Raw genomic sequence first — 17,440 nt, 5'->3', positions numbered from 1 at the left:
ACACTGAAAGAACTAAAGAGACTTGTAAAAGAATCGATAGCGATATACAACACGATGAGACCGCACCTGAGTTTAAATATGGAAACGCCCAATCAGGTGCATAATAGAAAAGGCCAGCTACTGGAGCGGGCCTAAAAACCGTCAACCTATTTTAGGACGGGTCAGTTAAATATACTCACTAATTCTTTCCCCTGCTAAACAGCCACATTGAAGCTCCCGAGAACAACAATACGAAGTCTTCAGTTGCAATAAATGACCTTTTTGTTATTTTTAATGATAATAATATAAATATAAACTACTGTTATGGGATACTGCTTTAGAACTTAAAACAGTATCCAATGTGGCTTTATCAAAGTTGTAATAAACGGCGACTGATGTTTTTAAAGTAAAACCTCAAATAAGATAGGAAGCTTTATGAGTAATAAAGGAATAAAAGTTGACTCACGATTACTTAAACACCTTAGTTAAAAAGGGGCTCAGCCAAGAGCAACTATCTGACTATAGTTATGAAGTTTATCAGTATGTAATAGGTGGTAACAAAGTGGTGTCTAACAAACCTCTCGTTACCACCAACCTTTCAAGAATAAGCACCAATACTAATTAGAACAAATACAACTCATCGACGACTCATATACAACAGGCTGATTATTAAATACTTTATTAACTGAAGCAGCAGACATTGATGCTAAAAAAGCACTGTATTCAAGTGCAAATGTTACTTTTTCTCCTACCATTAGCGACGCGTTGGGGGCTTCAACAATGAGATGGTCACTACACGAGGAAACAACACTTATGCCATCAGGTGGTTTAAGCCCAGTAACACAAACATCTTGTCGTCCTAAAGCTAAAATGGTTTGGGCAACTGCCCCTCTATCTTTAACGTACTCTTTTTCGCCAAAGGCATTTATTCCTCGCTCTCCCCAAGGAAAAGTGGGTTTAACCTTGGCCTCTATCACCTCTGCGCTTAGGGTAATGGCATCTGTATATAAACCCTCTATTGGCGCTTGCTCAGCTGGCACACAGCCTAAAAAAATCGCTTCGCCAACACGCAGGTTATTAATTCGAGTTTTCTCAATATTGTCTAAAGCCCAGTTAATTGACGCAGAATTTCCCCCGGAAATCACATCCAGTTTGAGCCCAAAAACGCTCTCGGCTTCATCCACAAGTTCAGATAGCAATTTCATCTTTTGGTCATCGGGTGCAACCCCGTAACGGCAGGCTAAGTTTGTTCCTATCCCCCTAATCGTAATATTGGGTAACGGTAGAACTTTACGCATAAAATTGATCACTCGATCAGGCATTACCCCCTCTCTTAAATCGCCCAGTTCCACCATAATTACGATGCCGTGATTTACATTTAACTGGGTGGCCGCTAGGGAAAGCCGCTCAATAACTTTAATTTCTGAGTTAAGGCTAATATCGCAGTATTTTACAACTTCATCAGCCTGGCTAAGCATGGGGGTGCGAATCAGTATTTTTGGAATACTAATCCCCGACTCCACCATTCTTTTAATGTTTTCAATTCTCGAATCGGCGAACATCTTTGCCCCAGCATCGAGCAACAGTTTCGCGATAATTGGATGCCCTAAGCACACTTTAGTTACCGGGGTAACTGATATATTTTTCTTTGCCAGTTGGCGAATCAGCAGCCGGGCATTATGCTGAATTTTGTAACAGTCAATGTTTACCCTTGGGTAACTCACTTACTGTCGACCAGTTTTTGCGCCAATAAAGGGTAAGCGGTTAACACCATTTCCACCAGTTTCTGCGTAGGCTGAGTAAGAGGGTCTGTCACCGGCATGTCATACATTTTGGTGTAAGCGGAGATCTCTAACAACATCTCTTCGTTAGACATTCCCTCGTGATTCAATGAAATGCCAATAACGGAAGTATTTGCAAAGGTCTCTATAAGGTTTATCTCAGATGCAATAGAAGGCACAAGCATAGAAGGAAAATCTATTCTATACATTCGCTTAGGTGCATGCTGCAAGATTATCCCTGTAGGGCAACTGCCGCGCAAAATAAATGAACTAGTAGAAAATGCCGGGTGGCTCAAAGCACCTTGCCCCTCAACAATAATAATATCAGGGTTTTCTTTTTGATAAGCCTTTAGCACCACTGCTTCTAGCTCTCCAGCACAAAACTGCGAGGGAACGGCATCTAAAGCCACACAGTAAGCAGCACCTTGCATAATACCTGTTTGACCAGTTGCAATCATCACCACATTTAGGCCTTTTTCTCTCAGTTTCTCTGCGAGTATTGTGGCGGTAGTGCGCTTGCCTAATGCACAATCGGTTCCCATTACTGCTACCCTTGGGCAATTAACATCATGGATTTTACCGCTAAATGTGTGCAAGTCTTCTTGCTTCTTAGGTTTACGAATATCGAGAATATGCACGTTATTGGCAATACTTGCTTGCTTGAAAATGGGGTCATCATTCAAAAACTCATGCAGGCCATTAACAATATTCATGTTTAGCGACATGGCTTGCAAAATCATGTCTTTTTCAGCGTGGGACAACAACCCACTAGACGGTGCAATACCAAAAATAAAGTAATCGGGGACAGTTTCGGCAAGGGCTATTGCCTCTTCAATATCACTTACTATTGGAATGCCATTTGGCTTATTGTCGAGCAACTCGCCAGAATCTAAGCCAGCAGACTGACTATCAATAACCGACAGTATTCGATAGTTTTGCGAATGCCTAACCAAACCATTGGCAGTTTTCCCATCGGTTTTTCCAAAGTTACCCTCACAAAAAACAATGGCCGAAGGTATTAAAGGGGTTAAGCATTCGTAGAGCGGAGCAACGGCGGGGTAATCCGTCGAAATTAGGTCAATTTCTAATGCTTCATTACTGTTAAACTGAGTTGCATTTGGCAAATTTACTGTAGAGCTGGACATAACTAAAGCCTTGTGGATAAGGCTTAGGAGGGCGACTAAGGAGTGCCGAGATGTAAGTTCGGAAAAGAAAAGAAGTCCCTACTAAGCGGTAGGGAGAAAAAACATACTAACACACCGCAAGCATCAGGAAGGAAATAATTCAAAACCAACACTTTGAGGTGAAGATGACGCTACTGCGCGTCCCCGATAATGCTCAGGTCAAATAACCTACATACTTACTATGAAGAAAACAGCAAATACTCAAAGGCCTTTACTTATTCACCCAATGCTCTGCAATTTTCTCTCGTGTGGCATACCACACCCCTTCAAACTGCTGGGTATATTGAATAAACCGTTGCAACGCGGCTAGCCTAGCTGGCCGCCCAACTATTCTGCAATGCAAGCCAATACTAAGCATTTTGGGTGTGGTTTCTCCTTCGAAATACAACACATCAAAAGCATCTTTTAAATATTGGTAAAATTGCTCGCCGCTGTTAAAGCCCTGTGGGGTAGCAAAGCGCATGTCGTTGGTGTCTAGAGTATAGGGCACCATTAACAAGGGTTTGCTGTAGTTGTTGTCCCAATATGGTAAGTCGTCGGCGTAGCTATCAGCGCAATAGAGAATATCGTCACGTTCGGCAATTAACTTTAGGGTATGCGGGCTGGTGCGGCCGGTATACCAGCCTTTAGGTTTCGAGCCAGTAGTTTGTTGATGAATAGCAATGGCTTGCTCTATGTGTTCACGCTCTTGCTGCTCGCTAAAATCTTGATAGTGAATCCATCTTAAACCATGGCTGGCAATTTCCCAATTAGCATCTAACATTGCTTTTACCGCTTCTGGATGGCGCTGCAGCGCCATGGCAACCGCAAATACGGTAACCGGAATATTTTGGCTTACAAACAAACGATGTAAGCGCCAAAATCCAGCGCGGCTGCCATATTCGTAAATAGACTCCATGCTCATATGGCGATCGGGATATGCCTCTGCCCCAACAATTTCCGATAAAAACTTCTCGGAATGACTATCACCATGTAATACGCAGTTTTCGCCGCCCTCTTCATAATTAACCACAAACTGCAGGGCAATTTTAGCCTTGTTTGGCCAGTTGGCCTGAGGGGAATGTTGGCCATAGCCGACTAAATCTCTGGGGTAGTCATCTTGCTTATTTTTTTTATCTGTCATGTTGCTTCCTAACCCACCAGCTGACGCGCTAATTGATGATGCTGTGCCTTAAGTTGGTTTAATTGCTCACGAGTGGCCTCGGCATCTTCAATCACCCACTTACCGCCCACCATTAACTTACTCACTTGACTCGCACCACATAAAACTAGCGCTGCTAATGGGTCGTGTGCGCCAGAAAAGTTAAGCCCGTCTAGTTTGTATAAACCAATATCGGCTTGTTTGCCTGTCGCTAATACGCCTATATCGTCGCGCCCTAACACCGCTGCACTGCCTTGGGTTGCCCAGTTCAGTACTTGATGATGAGAGATCTGGTCGGCGCGATAACGCAAGCGTTGTTGCATAAGCGAATGACGTAACTCTTGAATCATGTTCGAGCTGTCGTTAGAAGCAGAGCCATCTACCGCTATACCTACCTTGCAGCCAGCGGCTTCTAGCTCTAGCGTTGGACAAATGCCCGACGCCAACACCATATTAGACGTAGCACAATGAGCAATACCAACCTGAGCGGTACCTAAGCGCTGTATCTCGCGCTCATCAAAATGAATGCCGTGAGCAAGCCATGTTTGTGGGCCCATCCAGCCACAATGCTCTAAGTAATCTACTGGCCGCATGCCCAGCTTTTCTAAGCAAAAGTCGTTCTCATCAATAGTTTCGCCTAAGTGAGTATGTAAACGCACACCTTGCTGCTTAGCTAAGCGGGCGGTTTCGCACATTAATGCCTCGGTAACCGAAAACGGCGAGCATGGCGCTAACGCCAAGTTCAGCATGCTACCGTTGCTGGCATCGTGATAACGCTTTATTAAACGTAGGCTATCGTCGAGGATTTGCTGCTCGGTTTGTACCACGCTGTCAGGCGGTAGGCCGCCATCTTTTTGCGACAAACTCATGCTGCCGCGCGTTAGCATAGCGCGCACACCTAAGTGCCCCACTACCTCCGCTTGTATGTCTATTGCTTCACTAAGGGCGTGATTAAAAACATAGTGATGATCGGCCACCGTAGTCGTACCACTTAGCATTAATTCCCAACAGGCTATTTCAGTGGCTAGCTCAATATGCTTGGGTGTTAAACCACTCCAAATGGGGTACAAGGTTTTAAGCCATGGGAATAAAGGCTGGTTAATAGCGGCGGGTAAACACCGGGTCAATGTTTGATAAAAATGATGATGAGTATTAACAAGGCCAGGTAGCAACACCATGTCGCTGGCGTCTAGTTGTTGGTCTACGGTAACAGTGGGCTGTTTGCCGGCAGCCACAGATTCAATAATTTGGCTACCTTGAATCACTAAGCCACCGGCTAAGTCACGCTCGGCGTTAGGGCCAGTTAATGCCCCACTAAAAACAGCTAAGGGATTCTTTATCCACAGAGTTTTACTGGCTGATGGGTTGTTTGCAAGCATTTGGCTGCTCTTATCCTTTTAAGCGTATAGCTAAAAGGATAAGCAAAAAGCTGACCAAGCGCTCAAGAAAATAAATTTATGACGTTAAACCAATACCACGAAGAATAATATCCACTAAGTTTTGTTCAGCTTGGCTAAACTCTTCAACGCTTAAGGCTTTACCGTGAATCATTCGTACTTCAGTATCAAAATCCGCGTAAAACTGCGTCGCTCCCCAAATCAAAAATAATAGATAAATCGGTTCAATGGGCTGAATTTTTCCTTGGTCTATCCAAGTTTGAATCAAGCTGCATTTTTGCTTACTCCACTCAATAACGGGAAACTGCAAATTGTCTTTTAGGTTAGGCGCACCTTGGATAATTTCCATGGCAAATATACGTGAGCTTTTAGGGTGGCTGCGGCTGTAACGCATTTTGGAGCGAATATAAGCACTAATAGCCACGGCCGGGTCATCATCGGCGGTGGTATGTTCGAATGCGTCATTCCACATGGCAAGAATGTCTTCTAACAAGGCGCGATACAAACCCTGCTTAGATTTAAAGTAGTAGAGAATATTGGCTTTTGGCAGCTCAGCTCTATCGGCAATGGCTTGCAATGAAGTGCCTTGATAACCGTGTTTCACGAACTCATTGGTCGCCGCTTTTAAGATGACCTTTTCATTCTTTTTTCTAATTGCGCCACTTTGGGTTGCCGTAGCTTTAGCCATGCTGAGTCACTCTCCTTGTTCCACCTTTTTAAGCCTCATATTACTTACGAAAGCATTATTAATGATTAACTTATAAATCACTAGTGCAAACTGCAGTTTGCTAAAAAAAGCCATGAACGCACCATAAAGCGCCATTTATTGCCATACTTCGCACCAACTAAGCACAACAAAAAACAAACAATTGCAACTTATTAGCTACAATAGTGAAGTTGAACACTTGGTCAGATTTATGCAATGCAAATGGCTTACCGATCGATAGAAAAACAAGAATGGACTCAAAATGAAACAAGACAATCTCTTGTTGTCGTTATGGCAAGTGTCTAAGCGCTATCCCGGCGTAGTGGCCAACGACAAAGTGAGCTTAACGCTAGCCAAAGGGGAAATACTGGCCTTACTTGGAGAGAACGGTGCAGGAAAATCTACCCTAGTTAAAATGATTTACGGCGTCGTACAGGCAGACGAAGGCAGCCTACTTTGGCAAGGAAAGGAAGTAGTGATCCGCTCGCCCAATATGGCACGAAGCATGGGCATTGGTATGGTTTTTCAACACTTCTCGGTATTTGAAACCCTCTCCGTGCAGGAGAACATAGAGCTAAGCCTTGATGCAGGCTTTGTGAAAGACGCAGCCACTTTGCGCGCCAAAATAATTGAACTCAGCGCAGCCTACGAGCTGAAAGTAGACCCAGACCGCTACGTACATAACTTAAGCATTGGCGAGCGCCAACGCTTAGAGATACTTCGCTGTTTAATTCAAAACGTTAAACTGCTGATTCTTGATGAGCCGACTTCGGTACTCACCCCGCAAGAAGTCGCCGGTTTATTTAAAGTATTGCGCACGCTAGCCAGTGAAGGCTGCAGCATTTTATTTATTAGCCACAAACTGAAAGAAGTCACTGCATTGTGCGACCGGGCTGTAATATTGCGCGGCGGCAAAGTGAACGGTGAATGTGTACCCGCTAATGAAACACCAGATTCTATCGCCAGAATGATGGTTGGCAGTGAAGCCGTGTTGTCGGAGCGCTACCATAAAACCATTGGCTCCGACGAGCTGCTCGTCACCCGAGATTTAAGCGTACCGCCTACTAATCCTTTTGGTACCGGACTCACAAAGGTAAACCTTAGCCTGCATAAAGGCGAAATACTCGGTATTGCTGGCGTAGCCGGTAATGGCCAAGAAGATCTATTAGAAGCCTTAAGTGGCGAAGATACTCGAGCAGAGGCCGGCAGCATACTAATAAATGGCCGCAAGGTGGCCAAGCTAAATGCTGGTGAACGGCGCTTACTGGGCATGAGTTACGTGCCAGCCGATCGCCTAGGCCAAGGTGCAGTGCCAGACATGAGCCTAGCCGACAACACCTTGCTGACTAGCGCGCGCAAGGGCTTGGTGAATCGCGGTCTCATTTTGCCGCATAAAGTGGTTGAGTTAGCCAAGTCGATTATTCACCGCAACGACGTGAAATGCCACAACGCCCACGCGCAAGCTAAGAGCTTATCGGGCGGTAACCTACAAAAATTTATTATTGGTCGCGAAGTGGATCAAAACCCAGAAGTACTGATTTGTGCTCACCCTACTTGGGGGGTAGATATAGGCGCAGCCAGTTCAATTCATCGCCAACTCATTGAGCTGCGTGATAACGGCGCGGCCATTTTAGTGGTATCGGAAGATATTGATGAATTGTTCATGATTTCAGACCGCATTGCCGCCTTATACGAAGGGCAGTTATCACATGCGGTACACACCGAGCAAACCAACATTGAAGAGGTAGGTAAATGGATTGCTGGCAGCTTCATGAATGAAGATAAGCCGCAGGAGGATGTAAAACATGCTTAAAACTCAAGCGCGTTTAGAGTCTTCCAAACTGATGTCTTGGCTGTCACCACTGATTGCGATTGTGCTCACTATGCTGGTATCTAGCATTATGTTTTTGGCCTTAGGCATTAACCCCACCACCGCATTTAAAGTATTCATTATCGGTCCGCTTAGCGACAGCTATAACCTAGGCGAATTAATGGTAAAAACCACGCCTTTGTTATTGTGTGCCACCGGATTAGCGCTGTGTTACAAAGCGAACATTTGGAATATTGGTGCCGAAGGACAATTGCTAGTTGGCGCGTTGGTGGGCTCATATTTTGCGCTGCAAGCCAATGATGATTCAGGTTATGGCTGGTTAGCCATTACGCTGCTCGCCGGCGCGGTGGCTGGCATGTTTTGGGCAGCTATACCTACCCTGCTGCATCAGCTGTTCCACACCAACCTTATTCTTACCACGATTATGCTTAATTACATTGGTTTGTATTTGCTGCTATGGGGAGTACACGGCCCACTTATTGATCCTGAAGGCTTTGGATTTCCAGAGTCAGCCATATTTGCCGACGCGTTATTGCTCCCCACCATTATGGAAGATGGTCGTGCCTCAATCAGCATTGTATTAGCGGTAGTTTTTGCCATTGGTTCGGGGATTATTTTGTACCGCACCTTACCGGGATTTCAGCTGCGCGTATTTGGCTCAGACCAACCGGCCGCGCGATACGCCGGTTACAGCAGTAAGTTTATTATTTGGAGCGTGATGCTGAGTGCTGGTGCGCTAGCAGGCTTTGCTGGCGTGGCAGAGGTGACCGGCCCCATTGGTCAGCTCATTCCGCAAGTATCGCCAGGCTATGGCTATGCAGCCATTATTGTGGCTTACCTTGGCAGGCTTAACCCCTTTGGCATTATCTTCGCGGCCTTCTTTATGGGGACTTTATACATGGGCAGCGATTTAGCCCAAATTGAGTTGGGTATGCCTACAGCAATTACTGGCCTATTCCAAGGTATATTGCTGTTTTTCTTACTCGCGTGTGATTTTCTCATTCACTACAAAATCATCTGGCAGCCCAATAAATCAAACTCTCAAACTGCCCCAGTTAGCACCAAGCAAGGAGCCGCTTAATGGACATGGAACTGTTTCAACAAATTTTGGTGGCAGCCATCAAAACAGGCACACCGTTATTGCTAGTTGCCTTGGGCGAATTGATTTGCGAGAAATCGGGCGTACTTAACTTAGGCCAAGAAGGCATGATGTTAATGGGTGCCATGGCCGGTTTTGCCGGTGCTTACTTTAGTGGCAATTTAGCCTTAGGTTTGTTGCTTGCCATGGTGGCAGGCATGATGATGGCGGGTATTTTTGCGCTACTATCACTTAACTTAAATACCAACCAAGTAGCCACTGGCCTGGCCTTAACCATTTTTGGTTCAGGCTTAAGTGCCTTTTTGGGCGCAAGCTTAGTGGGCTCTACCGTTAATGGATTTAAGCCCATTGCGATCCCTTTACTGAGCGACATTCCTTTTGTTGGACCGCTGCTATTTAACCACGACATACTGGTTTATGGCAGCTTTGTATTGGTAGCAATATGCTGGTGGGTGGTAAACAAAACACGTGCAGGCTTAACCTTACGAGCGGTAGGCGAAAACCCCTACTCGGCCAACGCTTTAGGCATTAAAGTGATAAAAGTTCGCTATATTGCGGTACTTACTGGTGGTGCATTTGCTGGTTTAGCAGGCGCTTATATGTCTCTTTCTTACACCCCAATGTGGATGGAAAACATGACCGCAGGCCGCGGCTGGATTGCTTTATCTTTAGTTGTATTTGCCTCATGGCGTGTGGGTTACTTAATGGTTGGCGCCTACTTGTTTGGTGTTGCGTCTATCTTGCACTTAGTGATGCAAGGTATCGGTTTTACCATTTCACCCAACTTGCTAGCAATGATGCCTTATGTAGCCACTATTGTAGTGATGGTAATTATTAGCTCTAACCCTATTCGGCAAAAGCTGGCAGCCCCCATGAGCTTGGCCAAACCTTTTGATTCTAGACGCCATTAACTCTCTAGATATCAAGCTGAATCAAAGCCTCTATTTATTAGAGGCTTTGTTCTTTTGGTGACTAACAGCGCCAATAAAAAATAAATATCACTGAATGGTTCAAGCAAAGTAATAAATTGGCGTATCATGCCTTCCCGCTTGTTGGAGACTCTATGACTTATTCGCTTTACTTGGCTCATATCAACGATACCCACTCCCATTTTGAGTCTTCTTTAGTCCATTTTTACATCAACTTACATGGACAACGCTACCAAATTGATGCGCAATGCGGAGGTTATGCGCGTATTGCTAGCGCAGTAGCCGAACAACGAAAAATAGCGAAACAACAGCAGATACCTAGTTTATTGCTACATGCAGGTGATAGCTTTCAAGGCAGTTTGTATTTCAGCCAATTCAAAGGCTTAGCTAACGCCCGTTTACTTAACTTGCTTATGCCTGACGCCATGACCATTGGCAACCATGAGTTTGATCTTGGTAACGCGCCAGTATCACAATTTGTTGATCAAGCTGAGTTTGCCTTACTTGCTGGCAACATGGATTTAAGCCAAGAAGATCAACATAAACCTCAACCTTTAGCGCCACATAAAAACCTCTATCGCTACGATAATCAGCAACAAATAGCTGAGTACCTGCTCAAGCCTTTAGGCGATAAACAACTGGCAATTATTGGTATTACCCACGACCTGATGCATAACATTGGTTGCCCCGATGCTGACTGCCATTTCTTGAACGCCATTGAAACGACTCAAGCAACGATTAAGCATTTACAACAACAAGGCATAAAACACATCTTGGTATTAAGCCATTTAGGCCATAGCGGAGATTTAGCCTTAGCGGAAGCCGTATCCGGCATAAGCCTGATCGTTGGTGGCCACTCACACACTTTAACCGGTGATTTCTCTGAAATGGGTATTGAAAGTACTCAACAAAGCCAGCACTGGCATCATGGCTGCCTCATTCTACAAGCAGGTAAACATGCTGAATCTATAGGCTTAGAGCGCTTAGAATTTGATAGCGAAGGTAAGGTTATTTCGGTAGATGGCGGCGTGAGTTTTTTAATCGATAACCAGTGGCAAGCTTTGCAACATGGTCAGCCAGTATCACCCGAGATACGCGCTCAAATTGCTGATTATTTGGCGGCGAGTTCATTAGTGAGCCATTACCCTGATGATCAGCAAATGACCAAGATCATCAACCAAGAATATCGCCCAGTAATTGACGAAATGCGCCGCCAAGTTGTGACTACACTGAGCAAGCCATTGTTACACTCTAGAATGCCCACCAGCCAACTGCCCGAGGGCAGTGAAATATCACCACTGGTATGCCAAGGTTTTTATCAAGCCGCTAACGCCAAACAGCCCACCGATTTTGCCTTACATAACGCCGGCGGTGTGCGTGTTTCTTTAAAAGCGGGCCCACTTACTAAAGCGGAAATATGCGGCCGTTTATTACCCTTTGAAATTGCCATTGTTAGCTATCTAGTATCAGGTAAACAATTATTGCAAGTTATTGAAAGCTCGATAGATAACGCCACGAACAATGGCTTGTTAGGCACTGGAGACGGCAGCTTTCCCTACTTTTACAAACTGCGTTACCACTACCAAGGTGATAAACCTGCAGGCAAACGTGTAAGCAAGGTAGAACTACGCTGCGGCGATATGTGGCAGGCGCTTGAGCTAAAAAAGAACTACCGAGGGGTCTCTTCGGCTTACACCTTAGCGGGGAAAGAGGGTTATCATGCCTTGCTCGATAGCTGGGATCATCAAGACCTAGGCATGACCATGAGCGACAGTTTTGTGACTTTTGCCAGCCAACAAAAACAGTTAGTGTAAACACATAACTCTCTGCACTCCTCAAAGCGAAGCGGCGAATACCAAAGGACGACTCAAATGATAAGAGCCATGACCCAAGCGGATTTTAGCGCCTTCTGGCCAAGCTTCGAGGCAGTGATTCGCGCCCAACAGACTTACGCCTTTGATCCGAATATGAGTGAGCAACAAGCCTATGAGCTTTGGTGTATATTGCCAGCTAAGTGTTTTGTATATGAAGAAAATGGTGAAATACTAGCAAGCTACTACCTAAAAGCTAATGCCATGGGGCCTGGTAGCCATGTGTGTAACTGCGGATATATGGTTAGTGAAACGGCTCGCGGCAAAGGTATCGCTAAGCAGCTGTGCTTGCACTCTCAACAGCAGGCATTACAACTCGGCTTTAGCGCCATGCAATTTAACTCGGTAGTCTCTACCAATGAGGCGGCCATTGCTCTGTGGAAAAAGCTGGGATTCGATGTTATCGGTACCATTCCCAATGGTTATCAACACAGCGAACAAGGCTTGGTGGATTGTTTAATTATGTTTAAAACCTTAGCTACTTAAACTATCGCAACCTTCTAAACATTTCCGTCAACCAACGCTTACTGCTCTAATCACTGTAAACAAGTAATGGCTCAGTTTTACAACACCTTTGTTGATGGCTACGAGATATTAAGCCGTTAGTCAGTTTGACCAAGTATTGTAGTAGTTGATGGCTTATGCCTTAGATAAGCAAGCCATCAACCAATCAATAAAAGCTTTATTTCTTGGCCTTGTTTGCTGACCTTGAGGGCAAATTAAATGATAAGCACGCCCTGAAGATACGCTTTCAAAAGGCGCGATTAGCGCCTTCGTATGCAACTTTTCTTCTATTAGCGCAATTCTTCCCATCGCCATACCCATTGAGTAACTCGCGGCTGAATTTGCCATGTCGGCATGGTTAACTATCATGCTAGCCTCAGGAAGCACTAATCGTTTCACTTGCTCATCACTTTGCTTTCCAAGCCATAACTTCCATTCATGTTGAGGTTGGTTCGATTCAAGCGATTCAGAACAATGGATTAAAGTCAGGTCACTAAAATTTTCAGCTAACAGCTGGTTACTTTCAAGTGGCTCTTTGTTATCAACAGTATTCAATTGATTCTCATAATAACTAGGCGAACAAACCGGAGTAATGTATTCATCAAATAACTTTTGGCTGAAAAACTCAGCGTGGTGCCTCTCGCTATAATAGATAGCCAAATCCACTGGTTCATGTTGAAAATTTAACGGACTCGCCTTCACTCTTAGCTTGATATTCAAATTGGGGTACATCGCTTGAAATTCAGGTAAACGCTTTAACAACCAGCTTTGCGCAAATGTCGGCGCAACGCCAAGATACAACTCTCCCCTTAACTCCTTAAACCTAATATCGTCTATCTCAGAAAAAATCAGGTCAAAAGATTGATTAAGCGCTTGTAGTAAGCGCTCTCCTTCTACGGTGAGTTTTAAACGCCTTGTCAGCCTTACAAACAACATAAAGCCGAGTTGCAGCTCTAGCTGCTTGATTCGTTGACTTACCGCCCCCTGAGAAATAAACAACTCTTCCGCCGCTTTGGTAAAGCTTAAAAACTTAGCCGCCACACTGAATGTGTGCATGTTGGTGAGTTGCTGTTGTTTTTTGTCCATTAAACTAAACATTATGCTTATGAATTAGTGTAGCTAATGTATATAACATATATTTTAGTTTGTCGCCCTTAATGGAAAGACTTTTAATTAACTCAATTAATCCGTATAGAGAATCCTCATATGAAAAACCAACTTAAAATCACCATTATTGGTGCTGGTTCGAGTTACACTCCAGAGCTTATTGAAGGCCTAATTCATCGCAGCAGCGAACTTCCTATCGGTCAACTTTGGTTGGTAGACATCGAAGAAGGCCACGACAAGGTCAACATTATCGGTGATCTAACACGCCGTATGCTCGCTAAAAACAATTTGGAACACATAAATGTGCATGTCACGCTGGATCGTAAAGAAGCCTTAAAAGGTGCTGATTTTGTTTGCTCTCAGTTCCGCGCGGGTTGTCTCGAAGGTCGTATTCGCGATGAACGTATTTCTCTAAAATACGGCATGATTGGGCAAGAAACCAACGGTCTTGGTGGTTTTGCTAATGCTTGCCGTACTATCCCTATCGCACTTGAAATTGCCCATGAAATGGAAGAGTTGTGTCCAGATGCTTGGTTACTCAATTTTACCAATCCATCAGGCATGGTGACCGAAGCTATTCTTAAGCATACCAAGGTGAAAGCGGTCGGCTTATGTAATGTGCCGGTTATCATGCAAAAAGGCATTGCCAAAATGCTTGATGTAAACGAGCAAGACTTTGTCTTACAAGTTGCGGGATTAAACCACTTCATTTTTGCTCGACAAGTACTTATTAACGGTCAAGACAAACTCGAAGACATCGTTGATGAGATGCTGTCAGGTAACGATACGCTGGTTCCGGCAAACATACCGGCATTTGATTGGCCAGAACAGTTACTGCGTAACATGGGCATGATTCCATGTGCTTACTTGCGTTATTACTACACTAGCCAAGATATCATGCAGCAAGAAATTGTAGAGGCGAATGGCGAGGGCACCCGTGGTGAAGTAGTTAAAGCAATGGAAGAACGCCTGTTCGATATCTATCGTAATCCAGCTCTTAGCGAGAAACCTAAAGAGCTAGAGAAACGAGGCGGTCAATATTACTCTGAAGCAGCTTGTGAGCTAATGAGCTCAATTTACAACGACAAACGTACCATCATGCACGTTAATACACGCAACAATGGCACTATAGCTGGTCTGTCAGATGATTGTGCGGTTGAAGTAAGTAGTATGATTACTCGCTCTGGCCCCGTACCACTAAACGTTGCACCGTTCCCTTCAGATACATTACGCCTTATTCAAATGATGAAAGAGTTTGAAACACTAACCGTTGAAGCAGCAGTAACAGGTGATCGTAATATTGCCCACCGAGCGCTAATTCTGAATCCATTAGTCACAACAGGCTGCATTTTAGAGGAAGCGTTAAATGAAACGATTGACGAAAATTTAGACTTCATGCCTCAGTTCCGTTAATCCTTCACCTCTTTTATCGATAATGGGTTGCGGCATTGAGCCCCCCATTATCGATAGTCATTACCCTAAACATAGCCTCTTTAGGGTCACTAATGAGCACTTACCCTCTAAGGTCGACAACTCTATTGTAACTTTGCTTAAGGGAGTAGAAAGTTTTGGCCTACTTTGGCATTACTGCTTTCAGTTTTATCCTTTAGCTCCACGCCTGAGTACCCCAACTGATTAGCTTGTTCAATTAAATAGGCTAAGCGAAATGCCGCGTCGTCAACCGACATGCCTGCCGAGCGAATGTTAGATAAACAGTTACGTTTGGCTTCTTCAATGCCGGGATAAGCTTGATAAGTGAAGTAAATACCTAAGCTATCGGGCGAGCTTAAACCTGGCCGCTCGCCCACCAGTATTGCCACCATTTTCGCTCCCAAGGCGTGGGCTACATCATCACCTACAGCGACTCGGCCTTGCTCAACTATTATCAATGGCGCGATAGATAAACCTAAGCCAACCACCCTAGGCAGAAAAGCCGCTAACATTGAGCTGGCGTTTTCTCCAATTGCGGCAGAAGATAGCCCTTCGGTCAGCACTAGCACAATATCGTAACTAGCGAGGTCATTCGCTAAGGTTTGTTTCGATGGCTCATCAAGCAACCGGCCTAAATCGGGACGTTGTAAGTACGTAGATCTATCACAGGCTTGCGATCTGAGGTGTTTTACACCTAGGTCAAAGTGGGCTAAATCCTCCGCTAGCTGTTGATAATCCAAAGGCATTAGTACAGCGTCTCGCGCTTGCGCATGAGCTAATTGAAAAGCTAAATGTGCCTTGGTGGGTAAGCTAGAGCCCGCTCTGCCTAGAGCAATTCTCGCATTGGTGTGTTTTTGCAAGGACCGCCAAGGGTTCTCAATCACCAACTCTGCAAGCGCCGGTTTAGTCACCAATGAGTTAGATTTGTCATCGCTCACTTGCGCAACTCCTTACTCACCACATCAAAGGCTTTTGGCAACTGCTGCTTAAGTGCTAAATGGCCATGGTCATCGGTGATTTGTTGCTGTTGTAACCAAGCCTCAAACTCTGGCGCAGGTTTTTTCCCAGAAATCTGCCGAGCAAATAAGGCATCATGAAAAGAGGTGGTTTGATAGTTCAACATAATGTCATCTGAGCCAGGAATGCCCATTATAAAGTTAACCCCAGCACTGACTAACTGCACTAATAACATGTCCATGTCATCTTGGTCGGCGTCAGCATGGTTGGTATAACAAATATCGCAGCCCATAGGTAAGCCCATTAACTTGCCACAAAAATGATCTTCTAAACCGGCTCGAATAATTTGCTTCCCGTTATACAAATACTCTGGCCCTATAAAACCTACCACGGTATTAACTAATAAGGGCTTATAGCGCCGCGCGACAGCGTAAGCTCGCGCTTCGCAGGTTTGCTGGTCAACCCCGTGGTGACTATTGGAACTAAGCGCACTGCCCTGCCCGGTTTCAAAATACATCACGTTGTTACCTTTAGTACCACGCTTGAGCGATAGCGCTGCAATGTAGGCTTCATCTAACAAGGCTAAGTTAATACCAAAGCCTTGGTTAGCTTGCTCGGTACCCGCAATAGATTGAAACACTAAATCTACAGGTGCGCCTAAACTGATCGCTTCTAAGTGGGTAGTTACGTGGCTAAGCACGCAACTTTGGGTGGGAATTTGATAATGCTGAATCACTTCATCCAGCATCTTCATTAAGGTGGTAACAGCCTGCAAATTATCGGTAGCGGGATTAATACCAATTACCGCATCACCATTGGCATACAATAAGCCATCTAAAATGCTCGCCGCCACACCAGCGGGGTCGTCGGTAGGATGATTAGGCTGTAAACGCGTCGACAAGGTTCCACTTAACCCCAAGGTATTACGAAATGCCGTCACTACTTCACACTTGCTGGCAACCAAAATGAGATCTTGAATACGCATCAACTTGCTAACTGCAGCCAACATTTCAGGCATAAATGCAGGTGCTAAGGCCGCCAACTCCGCCGCGCCGACCTGCTCATTTAGCAAGTAATTACGCAAATCGCCCACGTTCATATGAGCAATAGCCTTAAAGGCCTGAGCATCATGACTATCAACAATCAGTCGCGTCACTTCGTCTTGTTCGTAAGGAATTAAAGCTTCATTAAGAAAATGGCTTAAAGGCAGCTCGGCTAAGGCCATTTGCGCCGCTACTCGCTGATGGTCACTTAATGCCGCTAAACCCGCTAATTGGTCACCGCTGCGCAAGGGTGAAGCCTTGGCCATTAACTCTTTTAAGCTGGCGAAACGAAACCGCTCCCCACCCGCATTCATTACAAATTCAGCCATTATGTATCCTACATAATTAGCGCGTTCTTGTTAGGCGCACTAAGAATCAGTTTAGTAACACAGTAAAAAACTTGTTTAAGCCTGTCGATTAACAAGTGAATCATTAGCATCAAGCAAAAAGCCAGTAAGAGCAATAGCTAGAATAATCTGC

General features: G+C 44.9%; 15 protein-coding genes and 1 pseudogene. 8 read left to right on the top strand and 8 right to left on the bottom strand.

The genetic code is table 11. From position 1 onward, the window contains the following. Both FFR00_RS19990 and FFR00_RS21680 read left to right on the top strand, forming a co-directional pair. Positions 1-135: pseudogene (locus FFR00_RS19990) on the top strand (integrase core domain-containing protein); the annotation flags it as partial. Positions 136-436: 301 nt separating this feature from the next. Further along, positions 437-604: a hypothetical protein gene (locus tag FFR00_RS21680; protein ID WP_154675883.1), complete on the top strand. Its 168-nt coding sequence runs from the start codon at positions 437-439 to the stop codon at positions 602-604. Here FFR00_RS21680 and FFR00_RS19985 read toward each other — a convergent pair. The 5 genes from FFR00_RS19985 to FFR00_RS19965 form a co-directional block, all read right to left on the bottom strand. Further along, positions 597-1,703: an alanine/ornithine racemase family PLP-dependent enzyme gene (locus FFR00_RS19985; protein WP_137675185.1), complete on the bottom strand. Its 1,107-nt coding sequence runs from the start codon at positions 1,701-1,703 to the stop codon at positions 597-599. The genes FFR00_RS21680 and FFR00_RS19985 overlap by 8 nt on opposite strands. Further along, positions 1,700-2,905, bottom strand: a complete 1,206-nt coding sequence (locus FFR00_RS19980) for a DUF1611 domain-containing protein (protein ID WP_137675184.1) — start codon at positions 2,903-2,905, stop codon at positions 1,700-1,702. Before FFR00_RS19980 ends, FFR00_RS19985 begins: the two co-directional genes overlap by 4 nt. Before the next feature lie 250 nt (positions 2,906-3,155). Further along, complete coding sequence (puuE, locus tag FFR00_RS19975) at positions 3,156-4,067, bottom strand: allantoinase PuuE (RefSeq protein WP_137675183.1); 912 nt, start codon at positions 4,065-4,067, stop codon at positions 3,156-3,158. Between the two features lie 8 nt (positions 4,068-4,075). Then, positions 4,076-5,464 (bottom strand): 8-oxoguanine deaminase, encoded by a 1,389-nt coding sequence (locus tag FFR00_RS19970; protein WP_137675182.1) that lies wholly within the window; start codon positions 5,462-5,464, stop codon positions 4,076-4,078. A 76-nt stretch (positions 5,465-5,540) separates the two neighbouring features. Beyond that, positions 5,541-6,170 (bottom strand): TetR/AcrR family transcriptional regulator, encoded by a 630-nt coding sequence (locus FFR00_RS19965; RefSeq protein WP_137675181.1) that lies wholly within the window; start codon positions 6,168-6,170, stop codon positions 5,541-5,543. Positions 6,171-6,450: 280 nt separating this feature from the next. Between FFR00_RS19965 and FFR00_RS19960 the strand changes: the two genes are divergently transcribed. From FFR00_RS19960 to FFR00_RS19940, 5 genes are all read left to right on the top strand, one after another. Beyond that, positions 6,451-8,001, top strand: coding sequence for an ABC transporter ATP-binding protein (locus tag FFR00_RS19960; protein WP_137675180.1), 1,551 nt, complete (start codon positions 6,451-6,453; stop codon positions 7,999-8,001). Beyond that, positions 7,994-9,100 carry an ABC transporter permease gene (locus tag FFR00_RS19955; RefSeq protein ID WP_137675179.1) on the top strand — a complete coding sequence of 369 codons (1,107 nt, stop codon included), beginning with the start codon at positions 7,994-7,996 and terminating at the stop codon, positions 9,098-9,100. The genes FFR00_RS19960 and FFR00_RS19955 overlap by 8 nt, the downstream gene beginning before the upstream one ends. Continuing rightward, positions 9,100-10,029 (top strand): ABC transporter permease, encoded by a 930-nt coding sequence (locus FFR00_RS19950; protein WP_137675178.1) that lies wholly within the window; start codon positions 9,100-9,102, stop codon positions 10,027-10,029. The genes FFR00_RS19955 and FFR00_RS19950 overlap by 1 nt, the downstream gene beginning before the upstream one ends. Before the next feature lie 152 nt (positions 10,030-10,181). Next, positions 10,182-11,861 (top strand): bifunctional UDP-sugar hydrolase/5'-nucleotidase, encoded by a 1,680-nt coding sequence (locus tag FFR00_RS19945; protein ID WP_137675177.1) that lies wholly within the window; start codon positions 10,182-10,184, stop codon positions 11,859-11,861. Between the two features lie 57 nt (positions 11,862-11,918). Next, on the top strand, positions 11,919-12,404 hold the full coding sequence (locus FFR00_RS19940; protein WP_137675176.1) for a GNAT family N-acetyltransferase: 486 nt from the start codon (positions 11,919-11,921) through the stop codon (positions 12,402-12,404). A gap of 153 nt (positions 12,405-12,557) precedes the next feature. Here FFR00_RS19940 and FFR00_RS19935 read toward each other — a convergent pair whose 3' ends face one another. Then, positions 12,558-13,508 carry a LysR substrate-binding domain-containing protein gene (locus FFR00_RS19935; RefSeq protein ID WP_137675175.1) on the bottom strand — a complete coding sequence of 317 codons (951 nt, stop codon included), beginning with the start codon at positions 13,506-13,508 and terminating at the stop codon, positions 12,558-12,560. Between the two features lie 120 nt (positions 13,509-13,628). Here FFR00_RS19935 and FFR00_RS19930 point away from each other — a divergent pair, with 120 nt between their 5' ends. Next, a complete protein-coding gene (locus FFR00_RS19930; protein ID WP_137675174.1) occupies positions 13,629-14,942 on the top strand; it encodes a 6-phospho-beta-glucosidase in 1,314 nt (437 codons plus the stop codon). Positions 14,943-15,079: 137 nt separating this feature from the next. Here FFR00_RS19930 and eutC read toward each other — a convergent pair whose 3' ends face one another. Continuing rightward, complete coding sequence (gene eutC, locus FFR00_RS19925; protein WP_201798781.1) at positions 15,080-15,898, bottom strand: ethanolamine ammonia-lyase subunit EutC; 819 nt, start codon at positions 15,896-15,898, stop codon at positions 15,080-15,082. Then, a complete protein-coding gene (locus tag FFR00_RS19920; protein ID WP_137675173.1) occupies positions 15,895-17,289 on the bottom strand; it encodes an ethanolamine ammonia-lyase subunit EutB in 1,395 nt (464 codons plus the stop codon). The genes eutC and FFR00_RS19920 overlap by 4 nt, the downstream gene beginning before the upstream one ends. Between the last annotated feature and the right edge of the window lie 151 nt (positions 17,290-17,440).

The organism is Agarivorans sp. Toyoura001, assembly GCF_005405585.1.
In the GTDB taxonomy this organism is placed as follows: domain Bacteria; phylum Pseudomonadota; class Gammaproteobacteria; order Enterobacterales; family Celerinatantimonadaceae; genus Agarivorans.
This window is presented reverse-complemented; position numbering and strand designations above follow the sequence as displayed.

Excerpts from the sequence above, each read along its gene's own strand:
- FFR00_RS19980 (WP_137675184.1), bottom strand. The coding sequence starts at position 2,905 with ATGTCCAGCTCTACAGTAAATTTGCCAAATGCAACTCAGTTTAACAGT.
- puuE (WP_137675183.1), bottom strand. The coding sequence starts at position 4,067 with ATGACAGATAAAAAAAATAAGCAAGATGACTACCCCAGAGATTTAGTC.
- FFR00_RS19970 (WP_137675182.1), bottom strand. The coding sequence starts at position 5,464 with ATGCTTGCAAACAACCCATCAGCCAGTAAAACTCTGTGGATAAAGAAT.
- FFR00_RS19965 (WP_137675181.1), bottom strand. The coding sequence starts at position 6,170 with ATGGCTAAAGCTACGGCAACCCAAAGTGGCGCAATTAGAAAAAAGAAT.
- FFR00_RS19960 (WP_137675180.1), top strand. The coding sequence starts at position 6,451 with ATGAAACAAGACAATCTCTTGTTGTCGTTATGGCAAGTGTCTAAGCGC.
- FFR00_RS19955 (WP_137675179.1), top strand. The coding sequence starts at position 7,994 with ATGCTTAAAACTCAAGCGCGTTTAGAGTCTTCCAAACTGATGTCTTGG.
- FFR00_RS19950 (WP_137675178.1), top strand. The coding sequence starts at position 9,100 with ATGGACATGGAACTGTTTCAACAAATTTTGGTGGCAGCCATCAAAACA.
- FFR00_RS19945 (WP_137675177.1), top strand. The coding sequence starts at position 10,182 with ATGACTTATTCGCTTTACTTGGCTCATATCAACGATACCCACTCCCAT.
- FFR00_RS19940 (WP_137675176.1), top strand. The coding sequence starts at position 11,919 with ATGATAAGAGCCATGACCCAAGCGGATTTTAGCGCCTTCTGGCCAAGC.
- FFR00_RS19935 (WP_137675175.1), bottom strand. The coding sequence starts at position 13,508 with ATGGACAAAAAACAACAGCAACTCACCAACATGCACACATTCAGTGTG.
- FFR00_RS19930 (WP_137675174.1), top strand. The coding sequence starts at position 13,629 with ATGAAAAACCAACTTAAAATCACCATTATTGGTGCTGGTTCGAGTTAC.
- FFR00_RS19920 (WP_137675173.1), bottom strand. The coding sequence starts at position 17,289 with ATGGCTGAATTTGTAATGAATGCGGGTGGGGAGCGGTTTCGTTTCGCC.